Annotated in this window: 16 protein-coding genes; 7 read left to right on the forward strand and 9 right to left on the reverse strand. The window is 54.4% G+C overall.

Annotated elements, in window-relative coordinates:
* The first annotated feature begins 350 nt into the window (after positions 1 to 350).
* From uxuA to gabD, 6 genes are all read left to right on the forward strand, one after another.
* Entirely contained in the window at positions 351 to 1,535 is a 1,185-nt protein-coding gene (uxuA, locus tag HV213_RS22940) for a mannonate dehydratase (protein ID WP_181483444.1), read from the forward strand.
* A 75-nt stretch (positions 1,536 to 1,610) separates the two neighbouring features.
* The gene (locus tag HV213_RS22945; RefSeq protein ID WP_181483445.1) at positions 1,611 to 3,086 is read left to right on the forward strand and encodes a fructuronate reductase; all 1,476 of its coding nucleotides are present in this window, start codon (positions 1,611 to 1,613) and stop codon (positions 3,084 to 3,086) included.
* A gap of 135 nt (positions 3,087 to 3,221) precedes the next feature.
* On the forward strand, positions 3,222 to 3,998 hold the full coding sequence (gene uxuR / locus HV213_RS22950; RefSeq protein WP_181483446.1) for a Uxu operon transcriptional regulator: 777 nt from the start codon (positions 3,222 to 3,224) through the stop codon (positions 3,996 to 3,998).
* Positions 3,999 to 4,164: 166 nt separating this feature from the next.
* On the forward strand, positions 4,165 to 5,157 hold the full coding sequence (locus tag HV213_RS22955; RefSeq protein WP_181483447.1) for a helix-turn-helix transcriptional regulator: 993 nt from the start codon (positions 4,165 to 4,167) through the stop codon (positions 5,155 to 5,157).
* A gap of 121 nt (positions 5,158 to 5,278) precedes the next feature.
* Positions 5,279 to 7,387: a ferrioxamine B receptor FoxA gene (gene foxA / locus HV213_RS22960; RefSeq protein ID WP_181483448.1), complete on the forward strand. Its 2,109-nt coding sequence runs from the start codon at positions 5,279 to 5,281 to the stop codon at positions 7,385 to 7,387.
* A 225-nt stretch (positions 7,388 to 7,612) separates the two neighbouring features.
* Positions 7,613 to 9,061: an NADP-dependent succinate-semialdehyde dehydrogenase gene (gabD, locus tag HV213_RS22965; RefSeq protein WP_181483449.1), complete on the forward strand. Its 1,449-nt coding sequence runs from the start codon at positions 7,613 to 7,615 to the stop codon at positions 9,059 to 9,061.
* Positions 9,062 to 9,177: 116 nt separating this feature from the next.
* Here gabD and crl read toward each other — a convergent pair whose 3' ends face one another.
* From crl to gpt, 3 genes are all read right to left on the reverse strand, one after another.
* The gene (gene crl, locus HV213_RS22970; RefSeq protein ID WP_181483450.1) at positions 9,178 to 9,576 is read right to left on the reverse strand and encodes a sigma factor-binding protein Crl; all 399 of its coding nucleotides are present in this window, start codon (positions 9,574 to 9,576) and stop codon (positions 9,178 to 9,180) included.
* Positions 9,577 to 9,633: 57 nt separating this feature from the next.
* Positions 9,634 to 10,878 (reverse strand): esterase FrsA, encoded by a 1,245-nt coding sequence (gene frsA, locus HV213_RS22975; RefSeq protein ID WP_181483451.1) that lies wholly within the window; start codon positions 10,876 to 10,878, stop codon positions 9,634 to 9,636.
* 106 nt (positions 10,879 to 10,984) lie between these two features.
* On the reverse strand, positions 10,985 to 11,443 hold the full coding sequence (gene gpt / locus HV213_RS22980; RefSeq protein ID WP_110273886.1) for a xanthine phosphoribosyltransferase: 459 nt from the start codon (positions 11,441 to 11,443) through the stop codon (positions 10,985 to 10,987).
* A 257-nt stretch (positions 11,444 to 11,700) separates the two neighbouring features.
* Between gpt and pepD the strand changes: the two genes are divergently transcribed.
* Complete coding sequence (gene pepD, locus HV213_RS22985; RefSeq protein ID WP_181483452.1) at positions 11,701 to 13,158, forward strand: cytosol nonspecific dipeptidase; 1,458 nt, start codon at positions 11,701 to 11,703, stop codon at positions 13,156 to 13,158.
* A 58-nt stretch (positions 13,159 to 13,216) separates the two neighbouring features.
* Here pepD and prfH read toward each other — a convergent pair whose 3' ends face one another.
* The 6 genes from prfH to nqrF form a co-directional block, all read right to left on the reverse strand.
* The gene (gene prfH, locus HV213_RS22990) at positions 13,217 to 13,816 is read right to left on the reverse strand and encodes a peptide chain release factor H (RefSeq protein ID WP_181483453.1); all 600 of its coding nucleotides are present in this window, start codon (positions 13,814 to 13,816) and stop codon (positions 13,217 to 13,219) included.
* A complete protein-coding gene (locus tag HV213_RS22995) occupies positions 13,813 to 14,952 on the reverse strand; it encodes an RNA ligase RtcB family protein (RefSeq protein WP_181483454.1) in 1,140 nt (379 codons plus the stop codon). The genes prfH and HV213_RS22995 overlap by 4 nt, the downstream gene beginning before the upstream one ends.
* 175 nt (positions 14,953 to 15,127) lie before the next feature.
* Positions 15,128 to 15,580 (reverse strand): GNAT family N-acetyltransferase, encoded by a 453-nt coding sequence (locus HV213_RS23000; protein ID WP_442788172.1) that lies wholly within the window; start codon positions 15,578 to 15,580, stop codon positions 15,128 to 15,130.
* A gap of 5 nt (positions 15,581 to 15,585) precedes the next feature.
* Complete coding sequence (gene dinB / locus HV213_RS23005) at positions 15,586 to 16,641, reverse strand: DNA polymerase IV (RefSeq protein ID WP_181483456.1); 1,056 nt, start codon at positions 16,639 to 16,641, stop codon at positions 15,586 to 15,588.
* A 139-nt stretch (positions 16,642 to 16,780) separates the two neighbouring features.
* Positions 16,781 to 16,996, reverse strand: coding sequence for a (Na+)-NQR maturation NqrM (gene nqrM, locus HV213_RS23010; protein WP_167492892.1), 216 nt, complete (start codon positions 16,994 to 16,996; stop codon positions 16,781 to 16,783).
* Between the two features lie 2 nt (positions 16,997 to 16,998).
* Positions 16,999 to 18,222 (reverse strand): NADH:ubiquinone reductase (Na(+)-transporting) subunit F, encoded by a 1,224-nt coding sequence (gene nqrF / locus HV213_RS23015; protein WP_181483457.1) that lies wholly within the window; start codon positions 18,220 to 18,222, stop codon positions 16,999 to 17,001.
* Between the last annotated feature and the right edge of the window lie 7 nt (positions 18,223 to 18,229).

The following is an 18,229-nucleotide window of genomic DNA, read 5'->3' on the forward strand; positions in this document are numbered from 1 at the left end:
CTACTTTTGTCGGTAACTTTCCCATGGACCAACAGTCTCGGCCGAATTCCATTATTTGGTTGAGACGTGACTAAATTGGTAAACCATTACCAATCACCTGACCCCTGACAGAGACATTTCTGTACAGAAAAAATGTCACACGCCGTCCTGTCTTCCCGTTAATACGCCTTAAAACCTGCTTACATGTGATTTGGTTAACCAATTCAACCTTTACGGTTGACATGTATGACAAATTAGAGGAATTTATGCGCCATATCGTCCGGCTCTCGGTTTTATGTCGTTTCAGGGAACCTGACAATCCAACCAAAGCAGTGGCCTGAAGCGGGTCAACAACGTGAAAGAGGTTAAGCATGGAACAGACATGGCGCTGGTATGGCCCTAACGATCCGGTCACTTTAGCTGACGTTCGTCAGGCGGGAGCGACCGGAGTGGTCACCGCTCTGCACCACATCCCGAACGGCGAGGTGTGGTCGGTTGAAGAGATCCTCAAGCGCAAAGCTATCGTAGAAGAGGCAGGCCTGGTCTGGTCGGTGGTCGAAAGCGTACCGATTCACGAAGAGATCAAAACCCACTCAGGCAACTATGCACAGTGGATAGCCAACTATCAGCAGAGCCTGCGCAACCTGGCTCAGTGCGGCATTCGTACCGTGTGCTACAACTTTATGCCGGTTCTCGACTGGACCCGTACCGACCTGGAATACGTCCTGCCGGATGGATCCAAAGCGCTGCGTTTCGATCAAATTGAGTTTGCCGCCTTCGAGCTGCATATCCTCAAGCGTCCGGGCGCACAAGCGGATTACACCGCAGAGGAGGTCGCTCAGGCGGGCGTTCGTTTCAACACCATGAGCGACGAAGACAAAGCACGTCTGACCCGCAATATCATCGCGGGCCTGCCGGGTGCCGAAGAGGGTTATACCCTCGACCAGTTCCGTCAGCACCTTGCGACCTATAAAGATATCGATAAAGCCGCGCTGCGCGAGAATTTTGCCGTCTTCCTGAAGGCGATAATTCCCGTTGCCGAAGAGGCTGGCGTCCGCATGGCAGTACATCCGGACGATCCGCCGCGCCCGATTCTCGGCCTGCCGCGCATCGTCTCGACCGTAGAAGATATGCAGTGGATGGTCGATACGGTCAACAGCATGGCGAACGGCTTCACCATGTGTACCGGCTCCTACGGCGTGCGTGGCGACAACGACCTGGTTGATATGATTAAGCAGTTCGGCCCGCGCATTTACTTCACCCATCTGCGCTCCACCCTGCGCGAAGAGAACCCGAAAACCTTCCATGAAGCGGCGCATCTGCACGGCGACGTCGACATGTATGAAGTGGTGAAGGCCATCGTTGAAGAAGAGCATCGTCGTAAAGCGGAAGGCAAAGAGGATCTCATCCCGATGCGCCCTGACCACGGCCACCAGATGCTTGACGACCTGAAAAAGAAAACCAACCCAGGCTACTCCGCGATTGGTCGCCTGAAAGGGCTGGCGGAAGTCCGCGGCGTCGAGCTGGCCATTCAGCGCGCCTTCTTTAGCCGCTGATCCTGACTGGCGGGGCCGAGCGTCCCGCCCTTCTCTCCCTTTGGTCGCGTTTTGCGACCCACTCTGGAGTTTGCTATGACTGCAACCCTTGCCGACAGCAACCTGCCGGTTACACGCCCTACGTGGGATCGTTCTCGACTGCAATCCCGTATCGTTCACCTGGGCTGCGGCGCGTTTCACCGCGCACATCAGGCGCTTTACACCCATCATCTGCTGGAAACCAGCGATAGCGACTGGGGTATCTGCGAAGTCAACCTGATGCCGGGCAACGACCGCCTGCTGATTGAGAATCTGAAAAACCAACAGTTGCTGTATACCGTGGCGGAAAAAGGCGCCGAGCGCACTGAGCTGAAGATTATCGGTTCGATGAAAGAAGCGCTGCACCCGGAGATTGACGGCTGCGACGGTATTCTGAACGCGATGGCGCGCCCGCAAACGGCGATCGTCTCACTCACGGTGACGGAAAAAGGTTACTGCACCGATGCCGCTAGCGGTCAGCTGGATCTTAACAACCCGCTAATTCAACACGACCTCGCCAACCCGGCCACGCCGAAATCCGCCATTGGCTACATCGTCGAAGCCCTGCGCCTGCGTCGCGAACAAGGGCTGGCGGCGTTTACGGTGATGTCCTGCGACAACGTGCGGGAGAATGGCCATGTGGCGAAAGTCGCGGTGCTGGGTCTGGCACAGGCCAGAGACCCAGAACTGGCGGCGTGGATTGAAGCTCATTCCACCTTCCCATGCACTATGGTTGACCGCATCGTGCCCGCGGCAACCCCTGAAACGTTGCAGGAGATTGCCGACCAGCTTGGGGTCTACGATCCGTGCGCTATTGCCTGCGAACCGTTCCGTCAGTGGGTGATTGAAGACAACTTCGTTAACGGCCGCCCGGAATGGGACAAAGTCGGCGCGCAGTTTGTGGCAGACGTGGTGCCGTTTGAAATGATGAAGCTGCGGATGCTCAACGGTAGCCACTCTTTCCTCGCGTATCTTGGCTATCTCGGCGGCTATGAAACCATCGCCGATACCATGGGCAACCCTGCGTATCAAAAAGCAGCCTTTGCCCTGATGATGCAGGAACAGGCCCCAACGCTATCCATGCCGGAAGGCACCGATCTACAGGCTTATGCCACGCTGCTGATCGCCCGGTTCAGTAACCCTTCTCTGCGCCACCGTACCTGGCAGATTGCGATGGACGGTAGCCAGAAGCTACCGCAGCGCCTGCTGGATCCGGTACGCCTGCATTTGCGCAACGGTAGCGACTGGCGTCACCTGGCGCTCGGCGTAGCGGGCTGGATGCGCTACACCCTGGGTGTTGATGAGAAAGAGCAACCTATCGATGTGGTCGACCCTTTACTGGCCGATATTCAGCAAATTAACTCGCGTTACCAGGGCGCCGAGCGCGTGACCGCCCTGCTGGCCTTAAGCGGGATTTTTGCCCAGGATTTGCCGGAGAACAGTGACTTCGTCGAGGCGGTTACGCAGGCTTATCACAAACTGTGTAAATGGGGCGCACGTGAGTGCGTCGCGTCATTAAGAACTGACGCCTAATCTCATCTAAATCGCGGGTCAACTCAATGGAAATTTGGTTGACCCGTTTTGCGTATCTAAGGCGTGAGAGATGCTAATCCGCCACTCAAATGCTATAGTCAGCCACCACACCATCGCATGCCACTGCATAACACCATGAAATCACAAACTTCTCAGCACAGACCCTATCAGGAAGTCGGCGCGATGATTCGCGATCTGATCGTACAAACGCCGTACAACCCAGGCGATCGTTTACCGCCGGAGCGAGAGATCGCCGAGATGTTAGACGTGACCCGCACGGTGGTGCGTGAAGCGCTGATCATGCTGGAAATTAAAGGACTGGTAGAAGTCCGCCGCGGTGCCGGGATCTACGTGCTCGACAATAGCGCCGAAGAAGGGGTTGCTGAGAGCGCCGACGCCAGCCATTGTGATGATGCCGGTCCGTTTGAACTGCTGCAAGCGCGCCAGCTACTGGAAAGCAATATCGCTGAATTTGCCGCCCTGCAGGCAACTCGGGAAGATATCAGCAAAATGCGCCAGGCTTTACAGCTGGAAGAGCAGGAGCTGGCCAGCAGCGCGCCGGAGAGTTCAGAAAGCGGCGATATGCAGTTCCATTTGGCGATCGCCGAAGCCACACACAACAGTATGCTGGTGGAGCTATTTCGTCAGTCATGGCAGTGGCGGGAAAACAATCCCATGTGGATCCAGCTGCACCGCCACCTTGGGGATACCCACTATCGCCAGGAGTGGCTGGTTGATCATAAACGGATCCTCGCGGCATTAATTAAAAAAGACGCCCGCGCGGCAAAGCTCGCCATGTGGCAGCATCTGGAAAACGTCAAACGTCGCCTGCTGGAGTTCTCCAACGTCGATGATATTTTCTTCGACGGCTACCTGTTTGACTCCTGGCCACTGGACAACGTCGACGCCTGACCCCTTATCAAACCGTGCGGGTAGACTCCCCGTGCGGTCCCCCCTTCCCGTAACGGCAATACGTAAAGCAAATATTGATAATGATTCTCATCATTATTGTCGCACTGCGCACGCAGTGATAAAGTTGCTCTACCCAATGACACCCTGCCTCAGTGCCAAAAACCGCATGAACAATATGACTCCGCAGCATGAACCTGCCCGCCCGGTGCTGAGAAAAACCTTCTCCGTCAGCGAGTTTATGGACTTTGGCGAACGTTACGGTATCGACTACCGTTTCCCGCAGCAGCAGCAAAAACCGCAGGCGCCGCACGCCAGCCTCGTGCTGCGAGGAGAAGTTGAAGAGATGACGCTGCCGTGCGGAATGTGCGTTACCCATTCTGATGTTCATGTGCTGCAACCTTATGAGACGACCTCCCGCCATAGCAGTCCGCTATATATGCTGGTGGTGCTGGAGGGCTGCGTCGACCTGACCCTGAACGGAGAACAGCATCTCGTACGCTCCGGGATGGCGTTCACCTCGCGGCTTAGCGAACACCAGGCGATGAGCGCCCGCCACGATGCCGACAGCAGGCTACGGACGCTATCTCTGGGGTTGTATCCTGATGGCGCATGGCGCGATGGCCTGCTCGATTCATTGATGCGCGAATGGGAAAGGTGTCAGACGCCAACGCTTATCTGGCAGATACCGGGCTTTCTGCTGAGCGGCTTGCAATACGCGCAGCAGAGCACGCTCGGGGGCGTTTCCCGCCAGCTGATGCTGGAAGGGCTCATTTTACAGCTGTTCGGCCATGGTCTGAGCGTGTGCCAGGATGAAAGCGCTAAACACATCGCCCCGGCAGGCGGCGAGCAGCAGCGGCTGGAGAGAGTTCGCCGCCTGCTGGAGCAATCTCCGGAGAACGACTACACCCTCAATGAGCTGGCCCAGCGGGCGGCGATGAGCTCCAGCAGCTTACGCAGCAAGTTTCGTCACGCCTACGGCTGTTCAGTCTTCGACTATCTGCGCGACTGCCGCCTTGAGCGGGCAAGAGGCTATTTGCTTGAAGGATATAGCGTGCAGCAGGCGGCATGGATGTCGGGTTATCAGCACGCCACCAACTTCTCTACCGCCTTTCGTCGGCGCTACGGCATCTCGCCCTGCGACGTACAAAAGACGGGGTAATGCATTTTTCACATTTCCGCGAAGAATACTTAGACGCTTTGGCAGCGCGCATACGCATTCTGGCATTCCGCATAGCTATAGAAAGCATCAAAAAGGTAATAATTCTTATTAACAATTAGAAATGCCTTTGGAGATGTTCATGTTTGCGAAAACTCGCCTGGCGCTACTGGTAGGATGGGTGACCGGCAGCGTCGCCTTCCCACTGCTGGCTCAGGAAACAACGAAAAACGAAACCATCGTGGTCACTTCGCAGATGCAGAGCGGCGCGACCAAAATTGCCACCCCGGATATTGAGACCCCGCAGTCGGTCTCCATCATCACTCGCGAGCAGTTTGAAGAGCAGGGAGCGATTAGCGTCCGTCAGGCCGTGAGCTATACGCCGGGGGTTTACAGCAACCAGATTGGCGCCTCCAACCGCTTTGACTACATCGTCCTGCGCGGCTTCTCTGACGGCAGTCTGGATAACGTCTATCTCGATGGCCTGAAGATGATGGGCGACACCAACTCTCACAGCTCGCTGGTGGTCGATCCGTGGTTCCTGGAAAATATTGAAGTGGTGCGCGGCCCGGCCTCGGTGCTTTACGGTCGCTCATCGCCCGGCGGCATCGTCGCCCTCACCTCGCGTAAACCCTCATTCGATCCCGGCGGAGAAATCAAACTGTTCGGCGGTAATAACAACCAGCGCGGGGCGGCGTTTGATGTCACTGGCGCGCTGGACGATAACGACCGGGTGGCGGCGCGGTTAAGCGGGATGACCCGCTATGCAGACTCCCAGTTTGACACCTTAAAAGAGCAACGCTACGCGATTATGCCCAGCCTGACCTGGCGCATCACCGACCAGACGCGTCTTGATTTAATGGCCTACCTGCATCGCGACCCGGAGGGCGGCAGCCACTCAGGCCTTCCCTATGAAGGCACCGTGGTCCCGCATGACGGCAAGAAAATCGCCAACACCTTCTTCGAAGGTGAAGATGATTACGACAAGTATGACCGCCGCGAAAATATGGTCGGCTATAACTTCGAGCATATGTTTGATAGCGGCTGGTCGGTACGGCAAAAGCTGCGTTATCTGCATACTAAAGTCGAGCTAAATCAGGTCTATGCTGCGGGCTGGTTGAATGAAACCGATCTGAACCGAGGTTATTCCGGCTCAGACGAGAAGATGAACGCTATTACGCTGGATAACCAGCTTGATGGCAGCGTCGATACCTGGGCGGTGAACCATCGCCTGCTGATGGGCATTGACTACCAGGATCGTAGCAACGACACCACCGGTTATTACGGTGCATTCCCGGCCATCAACGCTTTTAACCCGGTCTACGGCGCGAAGCCGGATTACATCACCATGTACAGTCGTGAAAAACATAAGCTGCGCCAGACCGGTTACTATCTGCAGGATCAGATGTCCTGGGACCGCTGGCGCTTCACGCTCGGCGGGCGCTACGATCAGGTGAGCGTTTCTAATATCGACAAGCTCAACAATTCCCGTAGCGATCTGGATAAGAACAACTTCAGTAGCCGCGCCGCGCTGATGTATCTGTTCGATAGTGGTTTTGCACCGTACATCAGCTACTCCACCGCCTTTACGCCAACCAGCTTCGCCGATGAAAACGGCAACATACTGGATCCGATGAAAGGCAAGCAGTGGGAAGCCGGACTGAAGTATGAGCCAGAAGGGCTGAACAGCCAGTTCAGCGCCTCGGTATTCCGCATCAACCAGACCAATATCGCCACCAAAGAAGAACCGACCGATCCATATCGTTCGATTGGCGAAATTGAGTCGAAAGGGGTGGAGCTGGAAGCCATCAGCCAACTAACGGACAGCTTCCGTCTGCAGGCCGCCTATACCTACACCGACATCCGCTATAAGAAAAGCAGTCCGGAAGAACAAGGCAAGCGCGCTGTTTACGCCCCGCGCAACCAGGCCAGCGCCTGGCTGAGCTACGATGTGAAAAGCGGCCCGCTGGATGGCCTGACGCTCGGTTCCGGCGTGCGCTATGTTAATGGGATCACCAGCGATCGCCTGAATACGCATACCCTGCCATCCTATACGCTAGTGGATATGACGGTTGGCTATGACCTGTCGAAGGTAGGGATTAAAGGCCTCAGCGCGCAGCTGAACGTCAATAACCTGACCGATAAGAGCTATATCGCGGCCTGTAACTCGCTCTCCTACTGCTACTTCGGCGCAGAGCGCAGCATCGTCGGCAGCGTCTCCTGGAAGTTCTGATTCAGCGAAAAATGCCCGGCGTTTTTCTCGCCGGGCATCTGGTTAATCCTCTGCTTTAACGTCCTGCCAGTTCAAAAAAACCACAAATTTAAGCTGGTTATTGTCACATCAGCCAGAGCTGTACCCGGTCCCTTGCGCATGTTCGTCTACACTAAACAAGGACAGGTGTTTGACGCCGCAGACCGGACGCATTCACAGCTTTTACCGATAAGACAGGACGCAACCATGCAACTTAACGACCCCACCCTTTTTCGCCAACAGGCATTAATCAACGGACGCTGGCGCGACGCCTCCAGTGGAGAAACCATCGCGGTGACCAACCCCGCCAACAACCAGCAGCTGGGCAGCGTACCCAAAATGGGCACCGAGGAAACCCGCGAGGCCATTGACGCCGCCAACCTCGCCCTGCCCGTCTGGCGCGCCCTCACCGCCAAAGAGCGGGCCAATATTCTGCGCCGCTGGTTCGAGTTAATGATGGAACATCAGGACGATTTAGCCCGCCTGATGACCCTGGAACAGGGTAAACCGCTGGCGGAAGCCAAGGGCGAAATCAGCTACGCCGCCTCTTTTATTGAGTGGTTTGCCGAAGAGGGTAAGCGCATCTATGGCGACACGATCCCGGGTCATCAGGCCGATAAGCGGCTGCTGGTGATTAAGCAGCCGATTGGCGTAACCGCCGCCATCACCCCGTGGAATTTCCCCTCGGCGATGATCACCCGTAAGGCAGGCCCGGCACTGGCCGCAGGCTGCACGATGGTGCTCAAGCCCGCCAGCCAGACGCCGTTTTCCGCGCTGGCGCTGGCGGAGCTGGCGAACCGCGCCGGGATCCCCGAAGGTGTGTTTAACGTCGTTACGGGTTCCGCCAGCGCAGTGGGCAATGAGCTCACCAGCAACGCGCTGGTGCGCAAACTCTCCTTTACCGGCTCGACGGAAATTGGTCGCCAGCTGATGGAACAGTGCGCGAAGGACATCAAAAAGGTCTCACTGGAACTGGGCGGCAACGCGCCGTTTATCGTCTTTGATGACGCCGATTTAGATAAAGCCGTAGAAGGCGCGATGGCCTCTAAGTTTCGCAACGCCGGGCAAACCTGCGTATGCGCCAATCGCCTGTACGTCCAGGACGGCGTCTATGACCGCTTTGCCGAAAAACTCCAGCAAGCGGTAAGTAAACTGCAAATTGGCGACGGCCTACAGCCCAATATCACCATCGGGCCATTGATTGACGAGAAGGCCATTGCCAAAGTGGAGGAGCATATTACCGATGCGTTAGACAAAGGCGCACAGGTGATGACCGGTGGGAAAGCCCACGAGCTGGGTGGGAATTTCTTCCAGCCGACGATTCTGGTAGACGTGCCCGGCGATGCTAAAGTCGCCAAAGAAGAGACCTTCGGCCCGCTCGCCCCGCTATTTCGCTTTAAAGATGAAGCCGACGCGATAAAGCAGGCCAACGACACCGAGTTTGGCCTGGCAGCCTATTTCTACGCTCGCGACTTAAGCCGCGTATTCCGCGTCGGCGAAGCGCTGGAGTACGGCATCATCGGCATCAACACCGGAATTATCTCTACCGAAGTTGCTCCTTTCGGCGGCGTGAAATCTTCCGGGCTGGGCCGCGAAGGCTCGAAGTACGGCATAGAGGATTATTTAGAAATCAAATACATGTGTATTGGGGTTTAGTAGATTTAATCCGCAACAATGCAATTGAGCCTAAAGGATGTTGTAACTATAAGAAAATTTAAAAATCCACGCTACCAGGGCGTGGATTTTTTCTGAAGATGAGATTAAGAGTCTGATTAGGCTCGCAGTTTCACCGGCTCGCTGAAATCATCGGCAGGTTCCAGCTTCAGGCTGAACGTCGCCAGTAGCGCCTCGGCTCGTTCGTGAAAGCCGCGTAGCGTCTTTTCGAGCTTTTCAGTGACTTCAGGGTCGTCAATAGCAACTGCGCGCCAGACCCCTTCTTTATCAAATAAACCAAACTGATAGCTGTAGACGAAGCGTGATTTCTCTGCGTCCATTTCCATCCACCATCCCCAGAACTCACGTTTTTCCGGCGCCGGTTTAACGTTGACGCAAACTGCCAGGCAATCGAAAAAGAAGCGGTTGTCTTCACACTGCTCCTCACGGATGTAAGGGCCAAGAGCCGTGAATTTCTTAATCAGCTTACTCTTTAGGTGTCCACTCGGTAACGTCATTGCGATCTCCTTTAGTGATACAATGACGTTACCAAATCAATAGAATTTAGCAATATATTAACTAAATCTATGGCTAATCCAGCGGGCGATCTGCCGCAAGGCGTGATCGAAGTTGCGATAAACCGGGTTGAAAGGAATTTCCATCAGCTTGCCATCGGCTGATGATGAGGTAATCAAACGTGACTCCTCTTCCGGGCTGAACGGATCGTCCTTCCAGTAACCCGAGAGCATCGGTGTTGGGCTGCGGCGGCCCAGCAATCCCTGAACTTTTAACGAATAGCGGCTCAGCTCAACGCGCAGCGCCTCATCAGAAGCATCATGCATCCCCAGACGCGAAGCCAGAACGTCAAGATACATTTCCGGTACCCGCCCCTGATGAAGAGGATCAACCAGCAGACCATGCACCACCGGCCCAAGGCAGGCTACAGCTTTCAGGCGTTGTGACTCAAGATAACCCAGCCGCACCGCAATATTGGCGCCGAAACGAAAACCAAATGCGGCCACGCGGGTATGATCGACCCAAGGGACATTAGACAGATGCTGCAATACATACTGGTGCAGCAAACTGGTGTCCTGGGTCAGCTTACATTTTGATGAGAAACCAATAGAAGGCATATCCACGGTCAACATGGCGATACCTAACGGCGCAAAATAGTTCTCATACAGGTTGTAATAATCGGTCTGTAGCCCGTCCAGCCCGCCGCACATCAGCACAGTCGGGAACGGGCCATCGCCTGACGGCATATGCAAGAAACCGGTTATCGGCGCTCCACCGGGGATGGAGAACTCCAGTTCGCGCAGCTTACCCGGCAGCCGCTGGGCCGCTTCTTCATAAGCACGATACGCCAGGACCTGCGCCTGCTCAGCCAGCTCATCGCCCTTAATGTGCGGATAAGCGGCAATGCTGTACAGGTTTGCCGCATGGAGCCAGTGACGGCCGCTAACCAGAAGATCCTCTTCCTGACCAGCCTTTTGCTGCCAATCCATCGCCTGTTTGGCCCACTCAAAGATCCAGTTACCGCCGCGATAGCCGACCACCGTATCGTAAAGCTCCGGGTCAGTGCGTTCTGCATCGCTCATGACGATGCGCGCCTGCACGTCGAGGATCTCCTGCGGCGTCACGCCACGCCAAATCCACATCAAGCGGTTAATGAGTCGATACCAGTGATCAACATTATTGCCGCTCAGCGCGGTCTGAATCGGTTGTTGCGATCCAGTGGAAAACCGACGCACCAGCGTTGAGGTTTCCGGATGTTTGAATCGGGGTTTAAACAGCGTTTCGCTAAGGTTAGCCTGGGACATGTGCAGCCTCCATCATGTTGCCACTGAGACTATTGTAACCTGCACAAGGGTAAAAAAAACCACGCCCGGCAAAACCGGGCGTGGTAATTAGCATTTACGCTGAAAATTAACGACCTGCGATAGGCGGTACGAACACCACGCCCATATCCCACGGTTGTTCAATCCAGGTTTCTTGCGGAATATCAACTACATAATCATCAACCAGCGGACGTCCTGCCGGTTTAGCGAAGATAGTGACAAAATGCGCTTTTGGATACATCTCACGAATAGCTACCGCGGTACCGCCGGTATCGACCAGATCGTCGATGACAATGAAGCCTTCGCCATCGCCTTCAGCACGTTTCAGTACGGTCAGTTCGCGCTGGTTATCGTGGTCATAGCTGGAGATGCAAACGGTATCAACATGACGAATACCCAGTTCACGCGCCAGTAAAGCTCCCGGTACCAGACCGCCACGGCTAACGGCAATAATGCCTTTCCATTGTTCAACCGGCAGCAGACGAGTAGCCAGTTTGCGGGCGTGAATCTGCAACATGTCCCAGGTGACGACGTACTTTTCGCTCATGTGAAGTGTCCCAGCCTATGTAATACGGCTTAAATTGTGTTCGAGGGGAAAAATGGTTGCGCGAGATTATAGAGATCTGGGGCGTTAAAAACCAGCGTTAAGCAGCCATCGCGACTCTTTTTGCGTGGTTTACACTACCGGAGTACGCGGAAAGTGGTATTCTCAACCCCATCGCGCAAGCCCTGGCTTGTAGTGTACTTGATTGCTAACCCCCGACCTGTAAACGACTTTTGCAGGCGCTCGTAAGGAGACTCATCGTGTCTGAACTGTCTCAGTTATCCCCGCAACCGCTGTGGGATATTTTTGCCAAAATCTGCTCAATTCCCCATCCGTCCTATCACGAAGAACAGCTCGCTGAGCACATTATGGGCTGGGCAAAAGAAAAAGGCTTACACGCAGAACGCGACCAGGTTGGCAACATTCTGATTCGTAAAAACGCTACCGCCGGTATGGAAAATCGCAAGCCGGTTGTTCTGCAGGCACACCTTGATATGGTGCCGCAGAAGAATAACGATACCGTCCACGACTTCACTAAAGACCCCATTCAACCCTATATCGACGGTGAGTGGATCAAAGCGCGCGGTACAACGCTGGGCGCTGATAACGGTATCGGCATGGCCTCCGCACTGGCGGTACTGGCTGACGACAACGTGGTCCACGGTCCGCTGGAAGTGCTGCTGACCATGACTGAAGAAGCCGGTATGGACGGCGCATTTGGTCTGCAGGCCAACTGGCTGCAAGCGGATATCCTGATTAACACTGACTCTGAAGAAGAGGGTGAAATCTACATGGGTTGTGCGGGGGGGATCGATTTCACCTCTAACCTGCCGCTGACCCGCGAAGCCGTGCCGGCTGGTTTCCAGAGCTTTAAATTGACGTTAAAAGGGTTGAAAGGCGGTCACTCAGGCGGCGAAATTCACGTTGGTTTGGGTAATGCTAACAAACTGTTGGCGCGCTTCCTGGCGGGCCATGCAGAAGAGCTGGATCTGCGTCTGGTCGATTTCAACGGCGGCACACTGCGTAACGCCATCCCGCGTGAAGCTTTTGCCACCGTGGCCGTCGCGGCAGATAAAACAGACGCATTGAAGGCACTGGTCAACGAATACCAGGAAATCCTGCAAAACGAGCTGGCAGCCAAAGAAAAAAATCTGGTTATCCTGCTGGAGTCGGTCAGCAACGACCAGGCGGCGCTGACTGCACAATCCCGCGATAGCTTTGTGCGCCTGCTGAACGCTACGCCGAACGGCGTCATCCGCAATTCTGACGTGGCGAAAGGCGTGGTAGAAACCTCCCTGAACGTCGGCGTTGTCACCATGACCGACGACAACGTGCAGATTCACTGCCTGATTCGCTCGCTGATCGACAGCGGTAAAGACTACGTCGTGAGCATGCTGGACTCTCTGGGCAAGCTGGCGGGTGCAAAAACCGAAGCCAAAGGCGCATACCCTGGCTGGCAACCGGACGCCAACTCTCCGGTGATGCATCTGGTGCGTGAGACCTATCAGCGTCTGTTCAATAAGACGCCGAACATCCAGATTATCCACGCGGGTCTGGAATGCGGTCTGTTCAAAAAACCGTATCCGGAAATGGACATGGTTTCTATCGGGCCGACCATTACCGGTCCACACTCTCCGGATGAGCAGGTTCATATCGAAAGCGTTGGCCAGTACTGGACGCTGCTGACTGAACTGCTGAAAGCCATTCCAGCGAAATAAGTCAAAAAAAGGTCCACACCGCAGGGTGTGGACCTTTTTGTTCATACTGACTAGCTAATTACCGCCCGCTAAACGTCCGCACTGGATTGCCGCGCTCAATCTGATGATGAAACATTCGCCGTTCAGATTTCAACGCTGCGCTATCATCCTGCCGCTGCTGTTCCAGCTTCCAGGCAATTAACAATCGCGCCAGCCGTTTATTGGCATGTTGACTCCGTTCCGACTGCACCTTCACGCTGATCCCGCTCGCCAGATGCGTGGCGCGCACTGCGGAGTCGGTCTTATTTACATGCTGCCCACCGGGGCCGGAAGAACGTAGCGTTTCAAAGCGAATCTCTCCGGACCGCTCCTGCTCGTCGCTGGAAAAACTTCCTACGCCAACATACCAGTTTTTACGCCCGTGATTGGGCCTGAACGGGCTGGGGAAAATCCACTTTAGAGTGCCGCACCAGCTTTCACTTAAGGCAAACGCGGCGTCGCCATCCAGCGAAAGCAGAGCCGAACGCAGCGTACCGGAATGTCGACCCGGCTCGCTTTCCAGCAGCGTCAGAGAAACCCGCTGCTCAGTTGCTTCCTGCATTAGCCGATCCAACGACATTTTTACCGCCAGACAACATTCATCTGGCCCTTGGGCAGAAGAGAGTTGCAATAAAATCATGCGCCTTTCCCTCCGCTGGTTTTCAGCGTCAGCAGAGGACGCAAACGAGCGACCGGCTCAACCAGCCCAGCCTGCACCAGGCACTCCAGTACGCTTTCAACTGATTTATACGCCTGCGGCGCTTCTTCGTAGATCAGCTGTCGATCGCGGCAAATCACCCGGCTTCCCAGTTCGGTGCGTGCCATCTGCACCGGGCTGTATTTAGCGGATAGTCGCCCTTTGCATTCGGTACGCATCCATTTACGCCCCGCCCCATGGGCCAGCGAATGCAGCGTTTCTTCGCTGATAACGGGCTGAACCAGCCAGCTGTAGTCGCCGCGTGAACCCGGAATAATCACCAGACCACTACCGTCCGGCGTCGCCCCTTTGCGATGTAGCCAGCCTTGTTGTCCGCTAACAGAACACGGCTCGACAAAGTTATGCGCAACATCCAGCACGCGCTGCCCAGTCGCGCGAACCTGCTGCAAAATACGGGTAGCAATCAGTTCGCGATTGACTCGAGCAAAAGCCAGGGCATCGTTATGCTCCGCCAGATAATCCGCTGCCGCCACGCTCCCTTCGGGTAAACCATCGTGCGAAAAAGACGTGATATGGCGTTGCAGAATAGATTGCCCCAGTCCGCGAGAGCCGCTATGCGCCAACAGCAGCAGATGCTGAGCGTCAAGACCGGCTTGCTGGAAACGCTCGCTATCGACGACCTGATCCACCTGTTGCAGTTCGGCGAAATGGTTGCCGCCGCCAATGGAGCCCAGCGCGCTGCGCCAGGGGTGCGCGATAAGATTTTCCGGCAGGTGCTCATCCAGCCAGCGTTCTTCAGCAACGTCATCCATAGCGGCCAGTTTTTTCTCAAACTTATCCGCGTTGTATTTCCGCCCGAGGATATCCGTTTGCCACAGCGCCATGCCGCAGCCGATATCGTTCCCCACCAGGGCCGGGTAGAAATGACCACGTGAGAAAAAGGCCGCGCCAATCGGATAACCGCGACCAGGATGCAAGTCAGGCATTCCCACCACGCGATGCATGTGGGGTAAATTTGCCGTAGTGTGTAATTGTTGGATCGCTAAACCTTCGATCCACAGATCGTCTGAAGCAATATAAGAAATATTATCAGACGTATAATGAACATTATTGCCCATATACCAATCCATATAAAAAATAAATAAAGGATGTGGCAGACGTTACCAGGGCAAAAAAGAGAGTTATTCCTGGGAAGGTCTGCAAAGTGCGTTCTGAGAATGTATTTTCATGGTGAACCTCCTTTGCAGTTAATAAATTAGGTGAAAGCGCACGTATAGTAATCAGGCGCAATTTTTATTGCAAGACGATTTGTCGCCGCATCAGATAATTAAGAAAACATTCACCGCGTGCTTCCACCACCTGTTTCTCTACAACGCTGAAACCATGACGTTCAAAGCAGGCTTTTGCCGTAATACTGGCTTCCACCGTCCAAATACGTTCAGGAAACTGTATAAACAATGCATTGAGCAGCGCGCTGGCAATTCCCTGACGGCTATAGTCAGGCGAGACAAACAGTAAATCGATATAGTCATCAACGGCAGTAATAAACCCAACGGGCGATTCATTTTTTACCGCCACCAGCACCTGCGAGGTGGCTATTTTCTGTCGCCAGCGAACTTCATCAACCTGCGCCCAGGCGGCAATTTGCTGTGAGGAATAATCAGCGTTGGCGGTCTCTTTAACGGCCCGTAAAAAGATGGCGCATAGCGCAGAAAAGTCATGCGCCTCGTAAGGTCTTATTTTCAGCATCGTTATAATCCCAGAACTAATTGTCTCTCAAGCTGTGGGTCAAGAAGCGTCACATGCAGCCCCACCAGCCTCACTCCCCGGCCACCTCGCCGCTCTTGCCAGGCTTTGTGAGCAGTGCTGATCAAGTCATCTTTATTCAACCGGGGCCAGACATGTTCCTGCGTGGTGAGCTGGAAATCATTAAACTTCAGTTTGACTCCCTGGCGGGCAATCAGCAAATCCGGCTTTACCTTCGCCAGACGTCGTTCCAGCTCAGGGTAGAGATTTTCAATAATCGACTCACACTCCGCCCACTCGTGGATATCCTCCACCAGAGTGCGCTCGACGCCAACCGATTTGCGCTGCCGCTCACTGTTGATCTCTCGCTCATCGATCCCCTGACTGCGCTCCCATAATATCCGACCAAATTTACCAAAGCGCTTAAGCAACATCGCCAGATCGCTGTTTTGCACATCTTCACAAGTTCGCAGCCCCATGCTTTCCAGCTTTGCGGCAGAAACTTTGCCGACGCCAGGGATTTTCGACAGCGGCAATGTTTTGACAAACTCCGCCACCTGATGCGGCGCAATGACAAACTGGCCGTTGGGTTTGTTAAGATCCGAGGCGATTTTAGCGAGGAACTTTACCGGCGCAATTCCGGCGGAGGCGGTCAGATTTAGTTCACGATGAATGGTTTCACGGATCTCCTGCGCCATCAGCGTCGCTGAGCCCAGGCAAAGTACGCTGTCGCTGACGTCAAGATAGGCCTCATCCAGAGATAACGGTTCGATTAACGAAGTGTAGCGGGAAAAAATCTCCCGGATATGATTTGAGGCTTCTTTGTAAGCATCGAAACGACCGGGTAGCAGGGTCAGATGCGGGCAAAGTTTGAGAGCAGTAGCTGTCGGCATGGCGCTGCGCACGCCGAATTTACGCGCCGGATAGTTGGCGGTACTGATAACGCCGCGCTGTACCCGACTACCGCCAATGGCGACAGGAATATCGCGCAGCGCCGGATTGTCGCGCATCTCAACCGCCGCGAAGAAACAGTCCATATCAACATGGATGATTTTGCGCATAGTTAGCCCTCACTGACCACTGGATAAGTATACAGCAAAAATCGAGATGTTGAGAAGAGATGTGTTGTAAGCGGCGATGAATATTGTGATGAGGAATAACCCGGCGTCGCTACGCTCGGCCGGGTGGAAACTGAAGAAATTACAGAATTCGGTTCTGCTGGCGTTGCTCTTCACGCGCTATTCGCCGTTTACGCGCATCGCAAGGCTCGGGGCAGTCACAGACTTTCTCTATCCCCAGCGAGGAGATCCCGCCACAGCTGCCCTGAATACTTTTACGCTTGATCAGGTATCCCAGCGACATCCCCAGAATAACCAGCGCGAAAATAACAAAGGTCGCCACAAATACCGTCAACATCATCAGCCTCCAAAGTCATCCAGCATGATGTTTTCATCTTCAACGCCGAGATCTTTGAGCATCTTAATCACCGCAGCGTTCATGACCGGCGGGCCACACATATAAAATTCACAATCTTCCGGTGCCGGGTGATCGCGCAAATAGTTTTCATACAGGACGTTGTGAATAAAGCCAGTATGGCCGGTCCAGTTATCTTCCGGCAACGGATCGGAAAGCGCCACATGGAAGGTGAAGTTTGGATTCTCTCGCGCCAGTAGCTCGAATTCATCATCGTAGAACATTTCTCGCAGAGAACGAGCACCGTACCAGAAGCTAATTTTACGCGTGCTGTGCAGACGCTTAAGCTGATCGAAAATATGCGAACGCATCGGCGCCATTCCAGCACCGCCGCCGATAAATACCATTTCAGCCTGCGTTTCTTTGGCAAAGAATTCACCAAACGGCCCGGAAATCGTCACCTTATCGCCCGCTTTCAGCGACCAGATATACGAAGACATAATGCCTGGAGGCGCGTCAGGTACTTTCGGCGGCGGCGTCGCGATACGCACGTTAAGCATGATAATGCCTTTCTCTTCCGGATAGTTAGCCATTGAGTAAGCGCGCAAAGTCGGCTCTTTTACGTCAGAAACGTAGCGGAAGAGGTTAAATTTATCCCAATCGCCGCGATACTCATCCGGTACATCAAAGTCGGCATAAGCGACCTTGTGCGAAGGACATTCAATCTGAATATAACCACCCGCGCGGAATGGAACCTCGTCACCATCCGGCACGCGCAGCTTCAGCTCTTTGATAAAAGTGGCTTTATTATCATTAGAGATAACCTCGCATTCCCACTTCTTAACTCCAAAGATCTCTTCCGGCAGCTCAATTTTCATGTTCTGCTTCACCGCGACCTGACAGGCCAGGCGGCAGCCCTCTTTCGCCTCACGTTTGGTGATATGGGAAAGTTCGGTCGGCAGAATATCGCCGCCCCCCTCTTTCACCGTCACCCTGCATTGACCGCAGGAACCACCGCCACCGCAGGCGGATGAAACGAAAATACCGTTGTTGGAGAGTGTGTTGAGTAACTTATCACCCGCCGGAGTACGGATCTGTTTATCCGCCTCGTTATTAATTTCGATGACCACATCACCAGCATTCACCAGTTTTGAACGCGCGGCCAGTATCAACCCTGATAGCACCAGGACGATCAGCGTGAACATCACAACGCCAAGAATAATTTCCATACTTTCC

The organism is Klebsiella sp. RHBSTW-00484 (assembly GCF_013705725.1).
Lineage (GTDB): Bacteria > Pseudomonadota > Gammaproteobacteria > Enterobacterales > Enterobacteriaceae > Klebsiella.

Excerpts from the sequence above, each read along its gene's own strand:
- gpt (WP_110273886.1), bottom strand. The coding sequence starts at position 11,443 with ATGAGCGAAAAGTACGTCGTCACCTGGGACATGTTGCAGATTCACGCC.
- nqrF (WP_181483457.1), bottom strand. The coding sequence starts at position 18,222 with ATGGAAATTATTCTTGGCGTTGTGATGTTCACGCTGATCGTCCTGGTG.
- uxuA (WP_181483444.1), top strand. The coding sequence starts at position 351 with ATGGAACAGACATGGCGCTGGTATGGCCCTAACGATCCGGTCACTTTA.
- uxuR (WP_181483446.1), top strand. The coding sequence starts at position 3,222 with ATGAAATCACAAACTTCTCAGCACAGACCCTATCAGGAAGTCGGCGCG.
- crl (WP_181483450.1), bottom strand. The coding sequence starts at position 9,576 with ATGACGTTACCGAGTGGACACCTAAAGAGTAAGCTGATTAAGAAATTC.
- frsA (WP_181483451.1), bottom strand. The coding sequence starts at position 10,878 with ATGTCCCAGGCTAACCTTAGCGAAACGCTGTTTAAACCCCGATTCAAA.
- HV213_RS22955 (WP_181483447.1), top strand. The coding sequence starts at position 4,165 with ATGAACAATATGACTCCGCAGCATGAACCTGCCCGCCCGGTGCTGAGA.
- gabD (WP_181483449.1), top strand. The coding sequence starts at position 7,613 with ATGCAACTTAACGACCCCACCCTTTTTCGCCAACAGGCATTAATCAAC.
- nqrM (WP_167492892.1), bottom strand. The coding sequence starts at position 16,996 with ATGTTGACGGTATTTGTGGCGACCTTTGTTATTTTCGCGCTGGTTATT.
- HV213_RS22995 (WP_181483454.1), bottom strand. The coding sequence starts at position 14,952 with ATGGGCAATAATGTTCATTATACGTCTGATAATATTTCTTATATTGCT.
- dinB (WP_181483456.1), bottom strand. The coding sequence starts at position 16,641 with ATGCGCAAAATCATCCATGTTGATATGGACTGTTTCTTCGCGGCGGTT.
- prfH (WP_181483453.1), bottom strand. The coding sequence starts at position 13,816 with ATGATTTTATTGCAACTCTCTTCTGCCCAAGGGCCAGATGAATGTTGT.
- HV213_RS22945 (WP_181483445.1), top strand. The coding sequence starts at position 1,611 with ATGACTGCAACCCTTGCCGACAGCAACCTGCCGGTTACACGCCCTACG.
- foxA (WP_181483448.1), top strand. The coding sequence starts at position 5,279 with ATGCCTTTGGAGATGTTCATGTTTGCGAAAACTCGCCTGGCGCTACTG.